The organism is Actinomyces sp., assembly GCF_030530635.1.
Classification (GTDB): domain Bacteria; phylum Actinomycetota; class Actinomycetes; order Actinomycetales; family Actinomycetaceae; genus Actinomyces.
Genome location: NZ_JAUMUL010000035.1, coordinates 1999 through 19054, shown reverse-complemented (window position 1 = coordinate 19054; position 17056 = coordinate 1999). Strand labels below are relative to the sequence as shown.

At 66.5% G+C, this 17056-nt stretch carries 13 protein-coding genes; 9 read left to right on the top strand and 4 right to left on the bottom strand.

Translation table 11 applies throughout. The features are described 5' to 3' along the window. Positions 1-49 precede the first annotated feature (49 nt). Entirely contained in the window at positions 50-1072 is a 1023-nt protein-coding gene (locus Q4A20_RS09130; RefSeq protein WP_303122437.1) for a LacI family DNA-binding transcriptional regulator, read from the bottom strand. A gap of 224 nt (positions 1073-1296) precedes the next feature. Here Q4A20_RS09130 and Q4A20_RS09125 point away from each other — a divergent pair, with 224 nt between their 5' ends. The 4 genes from Q4A20_RS09125 to Q4A20_RS09110 all read left to right on the top strand — a co-directional run bounded on the left by Q4A20_RS09125 (position 1297) and on the right by Q4A20_RS09110 (position 6472). Then, positions 1297-2574 (top strand): sugar ABC transporter substrate-binding protein, encoded by a 1278-nt coding sequence (locus Q4A20_RS09125; RefSeq protein ID WP_303122436.1) that lies wholly within the window; start codon positions 1297-1299, stop codon positions 2572-2574. Between the two features lie 100 nt (positions 2575-2674). Then, a complete protein-coding gene (locus tag Q4A20_RS09120) occupies positions 2675-3589 on the top strand; it encodes a carbohydrate ABC transporter permease (protein ID WP_303122435.1) in 915 nt (304 codons plus the stop codon). Between the two features lie 4 nt (positions 3590-3593). Beyond that, positions 3594-4415, top strand: a complete 822-nt coding sequence (locus tag Q4A20_RS09115; RefSeq protein ID WP_303122434.1) for a carbohydrate ABC transporter permease — start codon at positions 3594-3596, stop codon at positions 4413-4415. A gap of 56 nt (positions 4416-4471) precedes the next feature. After that, entirely contained in the window at positions 4472-6472 is a 2001-nt protein-coding gene (locus tag Q4A20_RS09110; RefSeq protein WP_303122433.1) for a TIM-barrel domain-containing protein, read from the top strand. Between the two features lie 14 nt (positions 6473-6486). Here Q4A20_RS09110 and uxaC read toward each other — a convergent pair whose 3' ends face one another. The 3 genes from uxaC to uidA all read right to left on the bottom strand — a co-directional run bounded on the left by uxaC (position 6487) and on the right by uidA (position 10984). Then, positions 6487-7938, bottom strand: coding sequence for a glucuronate isomerase (gene uxaC / locus Q4A20_RS09105; protein ID WP_303122432.1), 1452 nt, complete (start codon positions 7936-7938; stop codon positions 6487-6489). Between the two features lie 47 nt (positions 7939-7985). Then, entirely contained in the window at positions 7986-9101 is a 1116-nt protein-coding gene (locus Q4A20_RS09100; protein WP_303122431.1) for a LacI family DNA-binding transcriptional regulator, read from the bottom strand. A gap of 68 nt (positions 9102-9169) precedes the next feature. Further along, a complete protein-coding gene (uidA, locus tag Q4A20_RS09095; protein WP_303122430.1) occupies positions 9170-10984 on the bottom strand; it encodes a beta-glucuronidase in 1815 nt (604 codons plus the stop codon). 318 nt (positions 10985-11302) lie between these two features. Between uidA and Q4A20_RS09090 the strand changes: the two genes are divergently transcribed. The 5 genes from Q4A20_RS09090 to Q4A20_RS09070 are packed head-to-tail and all read left to right on the top strand — an operon-like array spanning position 11303 to position 16837. After that, the gene (locus tag Q4A20_RS09090; protein ID WP_303122429.1) at positions 11303-12787 is read left to right on the top strand and encodes an MFS transporter; all 1485 of its coding nucleotides are present in this window, start codon (positions 11303-11305) and stop codon (positions 12785-12787) included. Between the two features lie 50 nt (positions 12788-12837). After that, on the top strand, positions 12838-13680 hold the full coding sequence (locus Q4A20_RS09085) for a sugar phosphate isomerase/epimerase (RefSeq protein WP_303122428.1): 843 nt from the start codon (positions 12838-12840) through the stop codon (positions 13678-13680). A gap of 7 nt (positions 13681-13687) precedes the next feature. Then, entirely contained in the window at positions 13688-14731 is a 1044-nt protein-coding gene (locus tag Q4A20_RS09080) for a Gfo/Idh/MocA family protein (RefSeq protein ID WP_303122427.1), read from the top strand. Positions 14732-14741: 10 nt separating this feature from the next. Further along, positions 14742-15953, top strand: a complete 1212-nt coding sequence (locus Q4A20_RS09075) for a Gfo/Idh/MocA family protein (protein ID WP_303122426.1) — start codon at positions 14742-14744, stop codon at positions 15951-15953. Next, positions 15950-16837 carry a sugar phosphate isomerase/epimerase gene (locus tag Q4A20_RS09070; RefSeq protein WP_303122425.1) on the top strand — a complete coding sequence of 296 codons (888 nt, stop codon included), beginning with the start codon at positions 15950-15952 and terminating at the stop codon, positions 16835-16837. Before Q4A20_RS09075 ends, Q4A20_RS09070 begins: the two co-directional genes overlap by 4 nt. The last annotated feature ends 219 nt before the right edge of the window (positions 16838-17056 follow it).

Genomic DNA, 17056 nt, shown 5'->3' with positions numbered 1-17056 from the left:
ACCGAACGGCGGGCTTCGTGGTGGCCTAACCGGGACGGCCTCACACTATTCACTTCGGTGCCCGCAGCAGAGAGACACCCTCGTGAAAGAGCGGGGTGATGAGTTCGGGGTCCCTGCCCTTCAGGGGGAGTGCTCCCTCCAACTGATCGACCAGTAGGTCGACGGCGGTGGCGGTTACTTTGGGCACGTCGGAGTCGTAGTAGGTGTAATCGATGCCGGTGTGGGAGGAGTCCCCCGAGCCTCCGGCCCCGATCACCGAGACGTCGACTCCGGGCGTGAGGCCCTCCACGATTAGAGCATTGATTACGTCGTCTATCGATGTGGCCGGCGTGGTTATGAACGCGTCTGCGCCGTGGGCCCGGCCGAGGTGGCCCCGCAGGGCCTGGTGTGTGGGGGAGAAGCCTCTCGCCACGGCGAGTGGTTCCAGGGCCAGCCCCAGATCGGCGGCCCGTGACTCCAAGGCATCGGTGAAGCGGCGGATGAAGCCCATGGGGCGGACGTGCTCGGAGGCCGGAGTGACCACGACGGCGCGGGTGTGTCCGACGTCGTGAATCCTTTGTGCGCAGCCCGCCCCGATGGCCTCGAAGTCCGTGTCCGTGGCGACCACGGACTGCGCGTCATGGCTCAGCCCGATGAAGACCGAGGGGATGCGCAGATCGTGTGCGGCCGCCACGCGAGCGTCGGTGTCGAGCACATCCATTACTAGAATGCCGTCGCACAGCGCGGACCCGGTCAGGCGTCGCATGCCCTCCACGCCCTCCTCGCCGCTGATGACCAGTAGGTCATAGCCGCGCCGCCGGCACGCGGCGGCAAGCGAGACGATGTAGCGGTACTGGCCCGGCGCGTCGGTGCGTTCGTGGTACGGCACTATCAGGCCCAGAATCCTGGACTCGGAGTTCTTCAGCGCGCGCGCACTCGCATGCGGCCGGTACCCGAGCTCGGTCATTGCCTGGTGTACGCGCGCCCGCGTGTCGGGGGAGACGAAACGCTTGCCGCTCAATACGTAGGAGACCGTGGATTGGGAGACTCCGGCGGCCAGTGCGACGTCACGGCTGGTGGGTGAGGAAGGCATGGCGGACACTCTCGTTCGGGGGACCGGCCGGCAGGCCGTGCTTGCGCACACGCTTGCCAGGTTCGGTTGATGATGATACATTTCTCGCCCGAGGCGGAGCGAGGACGCTTCGTCAGGTCTTTCTCACAACACCGCAGGGCGATATACGGCAGATCCTACAGGTGCGCATACGTTTGCGCATACGTATCGATAGGTTTGTTGTCGCCCCGGGGAACGGAGTCGACATGTTCATCAGCGCTCGGACCGTCGCGGGGCCACGCCCCGCCCGGAATCTGACCATCAACCGTCGCCGCGTGCTGCAGGGCGCCGCCCTGGCAGCCGCCGCACTCCCGCTGACCGCCTGCGCCGGAAACGGCGGGGGCACATCCGGAGATGAAGTCACCTCCCTGAAGGTGCTCGACTACTACGCCGATGAGCCGGACAACCAGATCTTCCAGAAGACGCTCGAGGCCGCCGCGCAGCAGGTCGGAGTCACCATTGAGCGCGAGGCCGTCTCCGGCACCGGGTTGATCCAGAAGGTGCTGCAGATGAGCTCCTCGCGCACCCTGCCAGACCTGCTCATGCTGGACAATCCCGACCTCCAGCAGATCGCCGCCACCGGTGCACTGGCACCACTGAGCAGCTTCGGCATCACCGGTGACGGCTTCATTGAGGGATTCATCGGCGCGGGCACCTACGAAGGCGAACTCTACGGCATGGGCCCGTGCGCCAACACCCTGGGCCTGTACTACAACCGGGACCTGCTGGAGGCCGCCGGCGTCGCGGTGCCCACCACTTGGGACGAACTCAAGGCCGCGGCCAAGGCGCTGACCAGGGACGGCGCCTACGGCTTCGCCTTCTGCGCGAAGGCCTCCTATGAGGGTTCCTGGCAATTCCTGCCCTTCTTCTGGTCCGCCGGCGCCGACGAGACCGATATCGCCACTCCGCAGGCGGCCAGCGCACTGCAACTGCTGGTCGACTTGGTCAATGAGGGCTCCGCCTCCCAGTCGGTCCTCAACTGGGGCCAGGGCGATCTGGGCGAGCAGTTCACATCCGGTAAGGCCGCCATGATCGTCAACGGCCCGTGGATGACCAACACCTTCAACGACTCCGGCATCAACTGGGCCGTGGCCGAGATCCCGGCACCCAAGGCCGGGGATACCGCGGTGTCCCCGCTGGGCGGCGAGCTGTGGACCGTGCCGGAAACCGGCAACGAGGCGCGCCAGAAGAAGGCCGCCGAGCTGCTCTCGGTGCTGTTGGGTGAGGACTCGCTCCTGGAACTCAATACCACCCGTTTCACCATCCCCACCCGTGAGGAGGCCGACGCCGACTACCTCACCAAGCTTCCGGACATGGAGCCGCTGGTCACCGCTGTCAACAACGGTCGCTCCCGCACCGCCCAGCTCGGCGAGGCCTGGCCGAAGACCGCCGAGGCGCTCTACAACGCCATGCAGTCGGCCCTAACCGGTAAGGCTGCGCCACTGGCGGCGCTGGAAACCGCTAAGGCCGACTTCGTGGCCTGAGGGCGACGGCGGCCGAGGTCTGTTCGGCCTCGGCCGCCGGGCAGCGCGTATCGCCGCTGCCCCAAGCCGCTTATCACGAACCAATTTGAAAGAGACGCTGATGATTGCTCCACGCCCCGGCTCGGTGCGCCTTCGGCGGCGCAGACGCGAAGAGGCCTTCCGCTGGGCCTTCCTCGTCCCCGCGCTTGTGTTCCTACTGGCCTACTTCGGCTATCCGATCGTCAAGAACCTGATGATGAGTGTGCAGGATTACACCACCCGCACCTTCTACACCGGCGAGGCTCCATTCGTGGGCCTGGCCAACTACGCGGCGGTGGTGAAGTCCTCCGTGTTCTCAACCGCACTGACCAACACCGTGCTGTTCACGGTCGGTTCCATCACCGGGCAGTTCACCATCGGAATGGCGCTGGCCGTCTTCTTCAACAGACACTTCCCGCTGAGCGGGGTCATGCGCTCACTCATATTGCTGCCCTGGCTGCTGCCCATGATCGTCTCCAGCGCCATCTGGAAGTGGATGCTGGACAAGGACTCCGGCGTCATCAACCAGATCCTCGGGGCCGTCGGCATTGACGCCATCCCCTGGCTGACCAGCACCGATGTGGCCCTGGCCGCAGTGATCATGGTCAACATCTGGCTTGGCATCCCCTTCAACATGACCATCCTGTACTCCGGGCTGCAAGACATCCCCGACGAACTCTACGAGGCCGCTGCCCTGGACGGCGCCACCGGATGGAAGGCCTTCAGGAACATCACCTGGCCGCTGCTGCGTCCGGTGGTGTCGGTGGTGCTCATCCTAGGAGTGGTCTACACACTCAAGGTCCTCGACATCATCCTCGGCCTGACCGAGGGTGGCCCCTCCGGCGCCACGCAGACCCTCGCCACCCAGTCCTACCGCCTGTCCTTCGCGAACTTCGAATTCGGGCAGGGCGCGGCTCTCGGCAACGTCCTGGTGCTGATCTCCCTGGCCTTCGCCGTCGTCTACCTGCGGATGACTCGTTCCGGATCGGAGGGCTGAAACCATGTCTCGCAGCAACGCCCGCAGAACCTGGCCATACACGGTGCTGGGCTGCCTGTTCCTGGCACTGATGCTGTTCCCGGTCTACTGGATGGTCAACGCCTCCTTCCAACCCGGAGTCTCCACCGCCGATCTCGACTGGCTGCCCATCCATCCCGGTCTGGACGGCTACCGGGCCGCCTTCTCCACCCAAGGGGCGAACCTGCTCACCAGCCTGGTGGTGGCCGTGGGTGCCGTCCTGGTCTGCCTGACGGTGGCCACCCCGGCCGCCTACGCGCTGAGCCTGTACCGGGTGCGCGGGGCGGCGGCGGTCATGTTCGCCCTGCTGCTCAGCCAAATGATCCCGGGCATCGTGATCGCCAACGCCCTTTACTCGGCATACAACGACCTGGGGATACTCAACACGACCGTCGGCCTCATCCTGGCCGACTCCTCCCTGGGCATACCCTTCTCCATCCTGATCATTCAGGCATTCATGCGGGCCATCCCCATGTCCCTGCTGGAGGCCGCCCGGGTCGACGGCGCCGGGCGGTTGCGCACCTTCGTCTGGATCGTGCTGCCGCTGAGCCGTAACGCATTGGTCACCGCCGCGCTGTTCAGCTTTCTGTTCGCCTGGAGCGACTTCCTGTTCGCCCTCACCCTGGACTCGAACTCGGCCGCCCGACCCGTCACTCTGGGCATCTACCTGTTCATCGGCGGGTATGTGGCCGACTGGGGCTCGGTGATGGCGACGGCGACCATGGCCTCCGTGCCCGCCGCCGTGCTGCTGGTGGCGGCGCAGAAATACATTGCGGCGGGCGCCACCGGCGGCGCCGTCAAGGCCTGAGTGACACCACTCATTTCATTCACGATTCCCCTTCTCAATGACATTAGGAGAAAGAAGTGTTGGACTATTCGCCAATCGACAACGGCTTTGAAGTGCGTCACGAGCATGAGGTGCTTCGCGTCGAGCGGTGGGGGCGGGACTCGGTGCGGGTCCGCGCCGCGCAGCACCGCATCCCGGTCGACGACGTCGGTGCCCTGGATGAGCTCCCGCCGGGCGCCCCCGACTGCCGGATCAGCTGCGAGGACCATACGGTCACCCTGGTGGTGGGCGGCCTCACGGTGCGGGCCCGGCTCGACTCCGGCGATGGCAAGCCCGCCGTCATGCTGAGCTTCCACCGCAGCGACGACGGCTTTGAACTGCTGGCCGAGGAGCGTGAGCACTTCTGGTGGCCGGGCGCGCACGTCTTCTACGGGCAGCGGTCGGGACTGTATGAGATCCACCAGCGTTTCAAGGCCTATGCGGGCGAGCGCATCTACGGCCTGGGCCAGCACCAGCACGGCCGCCTGGACCACAAGGGGCTGGTACTGGACCTCGTGCAGCGCAACACCGAGGTGAACATCCCCTTCTACCTGTCCAGCCGCGGCTACGGATTCCTGTGGAACAACCCCGCCGTCGGCCGGGTCGAGTTCGCGGAGAACGGCACCCGCTGGGTCGCCGATGCCGCCCCCGCCCTGGATTACTGGGTGACCGCGGGGGACAGTCCGGCGCAGATCGTCTCCCACTACGCCGACGCCGTCGGGCACGCCCCGCAACTGCCCGACTGGGCCTCCGGCTTCTGGCAGTGCAAGCTCCGTTACCGCAGTCAGGAGGAGATCCTTCAGGTGGCGCGCGAGTATCGGCGTCGCGGACTGCCGCTGTCGGTGATCGTCACCGACTTCTTCCACTGGACCGCCATGGGTGATTACCGCTTCGACCCGGCGGAGTATCCCGACCCGGCCGCCATGATGCGGGAGCTGGATGAGCTCGGCGTTAAGCTGATGGTGTCGATCTGGCCGACCATCTCACCGCTGTCGGTCAACTATGAGGAGATGAGCAGCCGCGGCCTGCTGGTCGGCAGTGATCAGGGCGTGGAGTTCCATCAAGACATCCACGACAAGCAGATGCCCCGTTCCCTGCCGGTGGCCTTCTACGATCCCACCAATCCGCGCACCAGGCGGTTCGTCTGGGAGACGGTGAAGCGGAACTACTTCGACGTCGGCGTACGGGTGTGGTGGCTGGACGCCTGCGAGCCTGAACTCAATCCCGGGCACCCGAAGAACCTGTCCTTCCATGCCGGCCCCGGGGCCGCCGTCGCCAATATCTACCCGCGGGACAATGCGCGCCTGTTCTATGAGGGTCAGCAGGCGGTCGGGGGTGGCGACACCGTGCTGCTGTGCCGTTCGGCTTGGGCCGGGCAGGCCAAGTACGGTGCGGCGGTGTGGTCCGGTGACATCCCGCCGACCTGGGAGTCTCTGGCCACCCAGGTGCGGGCCGGTCTGAGCATCGGCATCTCCGGCATCCCCTGGTGGACCACCGACATTGGCGGCTTCCACGGCGGAGACCCCGACGACGAGGCCTACCGTGAGCTGTACGCCCGCTGGTTCGCCTACGGCACCTTCTGTCCCCTGTTCCGGCTCCACGGGCACCGCGAGCCGCGTGGCGAACTGGGCTCGCCCATCAGCGGCGGTCCGAATGAGGTGTGGAGTTATGGGGAGCGCTGCCTGGAGATCGCTCGGACCCACATGGAGCTGCGTGAACGGCTGCGCCCCTACATCGCCGAGGTCATGGCGGAGGCGTCGGCCACCGGCATGCCCGCGATGCGGACGCTGTTCCTGGACTTCCCACGGGACCCCGCCGCCTGGGACGTTGAGGACGAATTCCTCCTGGGGTCGGATCTGCTGGTGGCGCCGGTGACGGAGCCCGGCGTCACCAGCAGGCCGGTGTATCTGCCGGCCGGAGCCCGGTGGACGGAGATCCACTCAGGGCTCACATTCGAAGGTGGCGTCACCATTGAGACGGACGCCCCGCAGGAGTACATTCCGGTGTTCCAGCGGGAGGGCGGAGCCCTGGCGCTGTGATCCGGACGGTCGTCTCAGTCGAGCTTGAAGGCGCGGCGGGGGATCGCGTCGACCAGGTCGCGGGCCACGGCCGCCGCCTCATCCAGGCCGAGCCGGTGCTCGACCACCAGCCGCGCCAGGAAACCGGCGTCGCAGCGCCGTGCAATGCCGTGCCGGGCAGGGATCGAGCAGAAGGCCCGGGTGTCGTCGATGAAACCGGAGGTCTTGTAGAAGGTCGCCGAGCCCGTCGTCGCCTCCCGAAAGCGGATGATCGCGTCGGGCTCGTCGATGAACCACCACGGCACCCCCACGTACACGGCCCGGTACCATCCGGCCAGCGGCGCCAGTTCCCGGGAGTAGACCGTCTCATCCATGGTGAAGGGGATCAGGTGGAAGCCGTCGGCGTTGCCGTAGGCGTCCAGCAGCGGCTGCAGGGCACGCGTGAACTCCACCGCCGTGGGGATGTCCCCGCCCACATCCGCGCCGTACCGCGTGAACGCACCGGAGTCGTGGTTGCGATACACGGCCGGGTGCAGGGTCATCACCAGGCCGTCATCGACCGCCAGCCGGGCCTGGTCATTGAGCATGTGCTGCCGCAGCCGGGCGGCGTCGGCGGTGTCGATCCGGCCCGTCAGGGCGCGCGCGTACAGTGTCTCCGCCTCGGCCTCCTCCAACCGTTGCGTGTCCGCATCCGCATGCGAGTGGTCGGAGGAGACCGCCCCGCAGGCCTTGAAGAAGGCCCGCCGGCGCCGCATCGCCTCCACGTGGCCCGCGTAGGTGGAGACGTCCTGGTCGGCGGCCCGCCCCAGCGCCTCGGTCAGCGCCCGCCAGTCGGGTCGGGCGGGCTCCAGGTAGGCATCGGGGCGGAACGTGGGAATCACCCGTCCCGTCCAGGTCGGGTCTGCTGCGAGGGAGCGATGGGCCTCCAGGTTCGAGCAGGGATCATCCGTGGTCGCCAGCACGGCGATGTTGAAGCGCTCGTACAGGGCGCGGGCCGTGAACTGCGGCGTGTGCAGGGCGGCATCGATCTGGTCATAAATGGCGTCCGCGGTCGTTGCCGATGGCCGCACCCGCACCCCGAAGACGTCGTGAAAGACCTCCGTGAACCAGGTCTGCACGGGCGTGCCCGCGAGCAGGTGCCAGTGCTCGCACAGCAGCCGGAACGCCGCCCGAGACTGCTGCGCGCTCAGCTCACTGCCCACCGGCACGCCCAGTTGCTCCAGCTCCACGCCGCCCAGGGAATGCAGCAGCCGGTTGGTGTAGTGATCCGGGGTGAGTAGCAGACCGGTGGGGTCGGTGAAGGTGATGTCGTGCGCCAGCCACTCGGCCGGGACGTGCCCGTGGGGGGAGATGATCGGTGCGTCGGCCATCTGCGTCAAAAGCTCGCGGGCCACGGCGCGGATGTTCGGGTCGGCCGGCAGCAGCCGGTCAGGGGCGAGGGTGAGCGGATGGGAGGACGGCGGTTGCGACGGAGGTTGGGCGGGCATGAACGGGCTCCTGATTCTTGGTGCTGCTGACGGCGGTGGGCGGAGTATCAGGTGCTCTCCGGCAGGGTGGGAGGCGTGGCGGGTGCCGGTCCGACGCTCTGACGCTCCTGCAGGGACATCTCCAGCACGGTGACCGCCGGCTGCGGCCGGGAACGGTGACGCAGGTGCCCGATGATCGCGGTTGCGGCTCTGGTACCGAGTCGGCGGGAGCCGGCCGCCAGTGAGGTCAGGCCAGGGCTGGTCAGGGCGGACAGGCCCGCGTTGTCCACACCGATGATCGAGACGTCCTCGGGCACCCGCAGGCCGCGGGCCAGTGCCGCCTTCATGAAGCCGATCGCCAGGACGTCGTTGTAGCCGACGACGGCGGTGGTGGGACGGCGCCCCCAGGCCTCCAGGGCGTGCACCCCGCCGCCGACGGTGGGGGAGAAGGGCCCCAGTCGCTGCGCCCGCAGGCCGAGCGCATGGCAGGCATGTGCCAGGCCCTCCCAGCGGGCGCCGTCGGCCCACGAGTCCGGCGGCCCGGACAGGTAGGCAACCTCCGTGTGGCCGCGTGCAGCCAGATGCTCGACGACGCCGCGCATCCCCCGGGCGGAGTCGGGCAGGATCGAGGTGACGCCGGGTACCTGGCGGTTGAGCGAGACCACGGGCACGGCCCGGTTGAACTGTTGGATCGCCGAGTTGGTCATCCGGGAGGCGGACAGGACGATGCCGTCGATCAGGTGCAGCACCTTGTCAATGGCCGCTCGCTCCTCGGCCGCGTTCTCCCGCGAATCGATCAGCAGCACCGTGTAACCGTTGGCGCGTGCCGACTCCTGCAGGCCGATCATGACCCGGCTGAAGAAGGGATTGCCGATGTCGGCGATCACCAGGGCGATCACATAGGTGTCCTCCGCCGTGTCTGCAGGGCGACGCGGCTGGACGCGCTTGTATCCGAGCGCATCGGCCGCGTCGTGGATGCGTGCGGCGGTCTCGGCGGATACCCGGCCCGGGCGGGACAGGGCACGGGAAACGGTGGAGGGCGCCACCCCGGCCGCGGCGGCGACGTCGTAGATGGTGACGGGCTTGGTGCGCGCCCGTGCCCCCACGCCTGGTGGATGCGGGGCAGCGGGGGTACCCGTATCGACGGTTGTGGTCAAGGCGCTGTCCGAGACCGCGGTGGGCATGCGTCCTCCTTTCCTAGTGGCGTGTGTCGTTATGGTTGCCGGGTGGTTGGTTGTACCCAGCGAGCGGATCAGTGTCCGCAGTCGCGGCGCATCTCCAGCCAGCGGTCCCGCACTGCGAAGGCGTTCTGCTTCGGTTTCCGGGAGCGGGTGAACATGCCCTTCTTGTTCCCATCCACTCGGACAATCCCGGTACCGGTCTGGAAGTCGGCGAAGTTCCACATCTGCTCGCCCACGATCTGCGGGTAGGAGTCGAATACCCGGTGGTACATCGCGAGCATGTCCGTCTGGAAGTCCTCCGACCAGGGGCGGCGGAAGACGTCGCGCAGCCCGGCCAGCGTATCGGCCCCGTACTCCGTGAACAGGATCGGCTTACTAGGTGCCCGCTCGATCCAGGCGTCGATCTCCGCCCGCAGGCCCGCCTCGGCACTTTGCAGGTCGCCATTATTGACGTACCAGCCGTAGTAGCGGTTGAGCATGACCACGTCGAACAGGTCCACCACCTGCTCCTGATCCGGGCTGGAGATCATGACGTTCACATAGCCGATCGGCCGGCTCGGGTCCGCCTCCCGGGCCGCGGCGGCCAGTGGTTCGAAGTACCGCAGAGAGGCCTCGGTGTTGCTCTCCGGCTCATTGGCCAGGGACCACAGCACCACGCACGGGTGGTTCTTGTCCCGGGCGATCAACTCGCGAATGTGGTCGGCATGAACCGCCTGGGTGCGCGCGTTGACGTGGTCCTCGCTGAAGAGGGGAATCGGCTCGCCGCCGAAGATGCCGCCGGCAATGGCCGTGTTCAGGCCGACGGCGGCCGTCTCATCGATCACCACGAGGCCGCGCTCATCGGCGTAGTCCATGACCTCCTCGGCATAGGGGTAGTGGGAGGTGCGGAAGGAGTTCGCGCCCTGCCACTGCATCAGCTCGAAGTCGTGGACCATGAGCACGGGATCGTGCCCCTTGCCGCGGATGAGATTGTCCTCGTGGCGGCCGTAGCCGCGGAAGTAGAAGGGTTCGCCGTTGATCAGGAACTGGCAGTCGCGCACCTCGACGGTGCGTACGCCGAAGCGCTGCGGGTAGACGTCCGCGCCCGCGTCGTCGGCGGAGCTGCGGGCGTGCGCCTCCAGCGTGTACAGGTAGCCGGCGCCGGGCCGCCACAGGTGCACATCGGCGATGTCAAGCGTTCCGGTGGCGCCGTCCGCATGGGCGACCTCCGCCCCGGCGGCGTCCCTGACCACGACGCGGATGTGCTCCGCGCCGGGTGCCTCGACGCTATAGGTGACGTGGCCGGTGCTGCCCTCGGGACTGTCGGTGTAGTCGGTGGTGATGGTGACGTCGGTGACGGCGATCGGCGGGCGCGTGTACAGCGCGACGGACCGGTGGATGCCCGCGTAGTTGAAGAAGTCATGGAAGTAGCGCTGTACCGGCCGGCCCAAGGAGTCCTCGGTGAGGTACCCCGGTGGGATAGACTGCCAGGACAGGCGGTTGTCGACGCGCACGGTGATGCGGAAGGTCTTCCCCGGGGTCACCCGGTCGGTGATGTCGGCCTCGAAGGGAAGGTAACCGCCCACATGCTCGGCGACCTGGACGCCGTCGACCCACACGCACGCCTCGTGGGTCACGGAGCCGAAGCGCAGTATCAGGCGATCGCCGCCCAGACTGTGCGGGGCGAAGGCGTCGCGCTCGTACCAGACCGGCCCCACGTGATCGTGGACTTCGGGGTCGGTGGTGACATCGTTGAAGGACGCCGGCACCGGCATGGGGCGCGGATCCGATAGTGGCGTGGCGAACCAGTTCCCGGCCCGGCCGGCGTCGTCGGGATCGAGCTGGAAGCGCCACACGCCGTCGAGGCTGATGACGCTGCGTGAAGCAGAGTTGCGGACGGACAGCATGCAGGCTCCTTCACCCGGGGCCCGGCGGGGTCGTGCCTTCGCGTCGTCGCGGGGCGTGGACCCAGCGGGGCCGTATGTGGTTAATGACATTGTCATCTCACAACGTAGTCGTTACTCCGTCCGTGAGTTGCCATTTGTTGCCAGCTGGATGTGTGTCGCGGCAACTCCCGGCAACTCCGGTGTGGCCGGACGCGGCGAGGACATCCTGAGCCCAAGTCGCGGGGGTCCTGGCATCGGCCTTCCGCGGCCCGCACAGGACCTTCCTCGGGACCGGTCCTCCTGCACGCAACGATGCGAAACCACAGGAGACAGATCCAGATGACCTCATCAACCCAACAGGTGGCCGACACGGGCGCCGCCACCGTAGAACTCGCGGGCGCGCGACCCTTCGGCCTGCGCGACAAGATCGGCTACATGTTCGGTGACTTCGGCAACGACTTCACCTTCACCCTGCAGGCCACCTTCTTCATGGTGTTCTACACCAATGTGGTGGGCATAGAACCCGGTCACGTCGGCCTGCTCCTGCTCGGGGCGCGTGTACTGGACGGGTTCACCGACGTCGGCATGGGCATCATCGTCGATCGCCTGCCCGCCAAGCGTGAGGGTGAGAAGTTCCGCCGCTGGATCAAGTACATCGCCATCCCCGTGGCGGTGGCCTCCTGCCTGATGTACAGCGCCTTCGTGGCCGACTTCGCCGGCTACGGCGCCAGGCTGGCCTGGATGTGCGCCACATACTTCCTGTGGGGCTCGCTGTGCTACACAGCCGTCAACATCCCCTACGGGTCGATGTCCTCCGTGGTCTCCTCCAACCCCGACCACCGCGCGGAGCTGTCCGTCTTCCGCTCCACCGGCGCCACACTCGCCAACATCGCCATCACCACACTCATCCCGCTGATCATTTACACCACCAACAGTGAGGGCGTGTCCGTGCTGAACGGTCCGGCCATGAACATCTCCGCGGCGGTCTGCTCGGTACTGGCTGTCGTGTGCTACGCACTGTGCTACCTCAACGTCCAGGAGCGGGTCGTGTCCGTGGCCGAGCCCAAGGCCACGTCCGGCGCCGGCATCGGCAGAATGCTCGGCTCGATCTTCACCAATCGTGCCCTGCTCGGCCTGATCGCCGCGGCCCTGCTGCTGCTGGTATCCATGCTGTTCGCCGGCGGCATGCTCAGCTACCTGTTCCTCAACTACTTCGGCAATGGTCGCCTGCAATCCCCAGCATCCTTGGCGGGCCTGCTGCCGGCGCTGGTCCTCATCGTGCTGGCTCCCTGGATGTCTCGCCGCTTCGGCAAGGCGGAGGTCGGCGCGGCTGCCATGCTCGGGGGCGGCGCAGTGCTCATCGCCGCCTACTTCCTGCATATCTCCAGCCCCATGGTGTGGATCTTCTTCTATGCGATCGCCATGTTCTGCACCTCTATCTTCAACTACCTGGTGTGGGCGTTCATTACCGATGTCATCGACTACCAGGAGGTGCGCAGCGGTCGCCGCGATGACGGCACCGTCTACGCCGTCTACTCCTGGTCCCGCAAACTGGGACAGGCGCTGGCCGGAGGCCTGAGCGGATGGGCGCTGGGCTGGATCGGTTACAACACCGAGGTCGCCACCTCCGGGGCCGAACAGACACAGGCCGTCAAGGACGGTATTTACATGCTGGCCAACCTCGTGCCCGGCATCGGTTACGTACTGGTGGGGCTGGCCCTGGTGCTCCTCTACCCGCTCAAGAAGCGCGTGGTCGATGCCAATAACGAGACCCTCAACGCCCGCCGTGCCGGCGTCGATGCCGACGCAGCACTTGGCGACTGACCGCCCATTTACGGAATTCTGAGACGAGCCTGGAGAGGTGACGCTGACTCATGTGGACCATGACTGGATTCGCCGACGAGATCGATCCCGATCCGGAGGCCCAGGTGCGACTGTTGGGAGAGTTGGGCCTGCGACATCTGGAGTTGCGCAGCGCCTGGGGGATCAAGGTCCTGGACCTGAGCGGCGAGCAACTCCACACTGTCAAGGCGACCCTGGACGCTGCGGGTGTAACGCCATCCTGCATCGGTTCGGACCTGGGCAAGATCCCCATCACCGCCCCCTTCGCCCCGCACCTTGAACGCGCCCGGCATGCGGTCGAGGTGGCTCGGTTCTTCGGCACCTCGCGCATACGCGTGTTCAGCTTCTTCATTCCCGACGGCGCGCCCGCCGTCCGCTTCCGGGACGAGGTGCTGGCCCGCACCCGCGCCATGGTCGATGTGGCCGCTGAGGCCGGCATGACCCTGCTGCATGAGAATGAGAAGGACATCTACGGAGACGTTCCCGCCCGGGTGTCCGACTTGCTGTCCACCATCGGCTCGCCCCACTACCGCGGCGTCTTCGACCCCGCCAACTACGTGCAGTGCAATGTGCGTCCCATGGATGAGGCCTGGCCGCTCGTGCACGAGTACACCGACTACATCCACTGCAAGGATGCCCGTTTCCCCGTTGACGCCGACGATCTCGGTGAGGTGGTCCCCTGCGGCCGGGGTGACGGTCAGTGGCCCGAGCTGCTGGCCGCACTGAAGGCGTCCGGCTATTCGGGTTTCTTCTCCTTGGAGCCCCACCTGGGTGACTTGACCGCATTCGGGGCGGTCTCGGGGCGGGAGAACTGGTCGCGGGCATACCGGGCCCTTGAAGCGCTGATGGCAGAAGTCGGCGTCGAACCGAGCTGAACGGGTCATGCGCACAGCAGCACTGATCGGATGCGGTGATGTATCCGTCATCCACCTTGAGGCGATCGCCCACATGGACGACGTCGAACTCGTCGGCGTCTGCGACACCGACCCGGCGGCGCTCGAGTTCGCCATCCGGACGACGGGAGCCCCCGGCTTCACCGCTCTCACCGACATGTTGTCAGTCGCCGCACCCGATGTCCTGCACGTGGCCACGCCCCATGACACGCATGTCGACATCACCTTGGAGGCACTCGCGGCCGGTGTGCACGTCATTCAGGAGAAACCCGTGGCGCACACCTCCGCCGCCGGTGACCGCCTGGTCGCCGCCCTGGCCTCCATGCGGGCCGCCGGCGCGGCCGGCCCCAAGGTGGCCGTATGCCTGCAGAACCGCTACAACACCTCAACGGTCGAACTGCGCAGGCTGCTTAGCGATGGAAGCTTGGGCGAAGTGCGCGGAGCCTATGCGACCGTCGCCTGGAGCCGTCCTCCGGGCTACTACGAGAGCCGGCCGTGGCGCGGCTCCAAGCGCCGCGCGGGCGGTGGCCTGCTGATGAATCAGGCACCCCACACGCTGGACCTGCTCCAGTGGCTGCTCGGGGAGGTGGTCGAGGTCAGCGGGCACGTGTCCACCGAGAAGTTCGGGGCGGTCAGTGAAGTGGAGGACACCGCCAGCGCCCGGCTGATCCATGCGACCGGCGTGACCACCTGCTTCTACGGGACCGTCAATCTCTCCCGGCATCGTCCGGTGGAGATCGAGTTGGACTGTGAGCACGCCTACGCCGTCATTCGTGACGGGCTCGACATCCGTTGGGAGGACGGACACGTCGACCACTACGACGAGCGCCGCCCCACCGGGGCGGGACGCACCTACTGGGGTGTGAGCCACGAACTGCTCATCCGCGACTTCTACGCCCGCCTGGATGACCCCACGGCCTTTTGGATATCCCCCGACGAAGCCATGAAATGCCTGCGCATTGCCGAGGCCATATATGCATCATCGGCAGCCCGCGCACCCCGTCCCGTAGACAACTCAACCACCCGAGTCTGAAGGAGCAGCCATGAGTCAAGCCGTTGATTCCAAGGCCCAGTCCGACGTCACCACCTCCGGAACCCCGGTACGTCTGGGCATTGTGGGATTGGGTACCGAGGGCGGCATGTACGCCCAGTTCATCTCTGCCGGGCGTGTGCCTGGAATGTGTATCGGCGCCATCTGCGACATCCTTCCCGACAAGCAGCAACAGGCCCAGGAGTATGGGGTGCCCTTCCATGCCGACTACCGGGAGATGATCGCCTCCGGTGCGGTGGACGCCGTCGTCACCACGGTGCCCCACTACCTTCACCCGGAGGTAGGGATCTACGCCCTGGAGCACGGGGTCCACGTGCTGGTGGAGAAACCCGTGGGCGTGTACACCGCCCAGGCCCGTGAACTCATCGACTTCGCCGCCGGTCGGCCCGAGTTGGTCTTCGGGGTGTTCTTCAACCAGCGCACCAATCCGCTGTATCAGGACCTGCACGATCTGCTCGCCTCCGGGGAGTTGGGGGCACTGCGTCATACGACTTGGACCATCACCACCTGGTGGCGGCCGCAGGGCTACTACGAGCAGTCCGACTGGCGTGCCACCTGGGGCGGCGAGGGCGGCGGCGTGCTGGTCAACCAGGCACCCCACCAACTGGACCTGTGGCAGTGGTTGTGCGGTATCCCTAAGTCGGTTTTCGCCAAATGCCAGTACGGGTTCCGACGCAGCATAGCCGTGGAGGACGAGGTCAACGCCATGGTCGACTTCGGTGACGGAGCCACCGGCACCTTCATCACCGCCACTCATGACCTGGTCGGCACCGATCGTCTGGAGATCCTGTGCGACCGGGGCAAGATCGTCGTCGAGGACTCGCAACGCGTGACCATCACCCGCCTGCACGATGACGAGCGCGTCATCTCCGATTCCATGCCCATCGAACAGGTGCGTGAGATGTTCAAGGGCGAATTCGACCCCGCCTCCCTGGTGACCACCGAGGTAAAGGAGTACGACTCGGTGTGGGGCCAGCAGCACTGTGAGGTGCTGCGCAACTTCGCCGCCGCCGTCCGTGGTGAGGAGGAACTGCTCGCCCCCGGTGGCGACGGCATTCACGGTGTCCGGCTGGCCAATGCGATTCACCTGTCCAGCTGGACGGGCCGGGAGGTCGCGTTGTCGGACTTCGATGAGGACGGCTACCTGAAGCTGCTCAACGAGCGCATCGCCGCCGAGGGCAAGTTCGAGGAGCGCACCCGATGAAGACAGAACAGGAGCAGACCGCTGACGGCGGCCGCAACCCGGTACTGGGCGTCCAGATGATGATGCTCAAGGACCAGGTGGCCGAGCAGGGCATGTGGGCGGTCCTCAAGCGCCTTGCCGCCCTGGACCTACACGCCGTCGAGATCTCGCAGATCCCCATGAATGCGGCCAATACGGCCGATTTGGAACGCGGCATAGCGGAACTCGGCATGCAGGTGGCGGCGCTGTCGACGGCTCTGACACGCCGCCCGGGACAGGACATCGACACACTGGCCGAAGATTTCGACAAGCTCGTCGCCGACTGCCGACGGCTGAACTGCCGGTTCGCCCGCATCCCCATGATGGACTTCTCCGCCATGGTCTCCAAGGAGGCCGTGGAGGCCTGGGCGAGGCGCCTCAGCCCCTATGCCCTCCGGCTCAGGGAGGCGGGGGTAACGCTGTGCTACCACAACCATCACGTGGACCTGCATCGGTTCGGGGAGGAACGGATCTTTGACATCGTGCGCCGGGTCGCACCGGAACTGGAATTCGAGGTGGACTTGCATTGGGTGCAGCGCGGCGGCATGGCGCCGCTGGACATGCTCGCCGCCTACTCCGGGGTATGCAAGCTGATCCACGTCAAGGATTACCGGGTCACCGCTCTGCCCCAGGAGGCGCTCGAACTGATGGACGCGGGCAAGGTGACCGAGGGCTACAACATGTTCGTCAACATCATTGAGTTCGCCGAGGTGGGTAGCGGCAATATGAATTGGCCGGCCCTTCTGCCCGCGGCGGCGTCTGCGGGCGCGGAGTACTTCCTGATCGAGCAGGACCTTACCTATGGTCGCGACCCCTTCGACTGCCTGGCCGACTCGCGTGCATACCTGCGCTCAATCGGCTACTGAGCCCGTCCCTCGGCCGCCGCTCGGCGACTTGCCCTCAGGCCCCACACAGTCCGCCACCGTCGATCGGTTTCGGGGCTCTTCTGATTCTGTGGGTGTGGTGGGCCTACAGGCGGTGGTTGGTGTGGGTGCCTGGAATGCCGGGGGCGTGAGCGTTCAGGTGGGGCATGCGGTGACGTGCCGAGGTCGGTAGATCTTACGTGCCGAGTTCGGTAGTTGTTA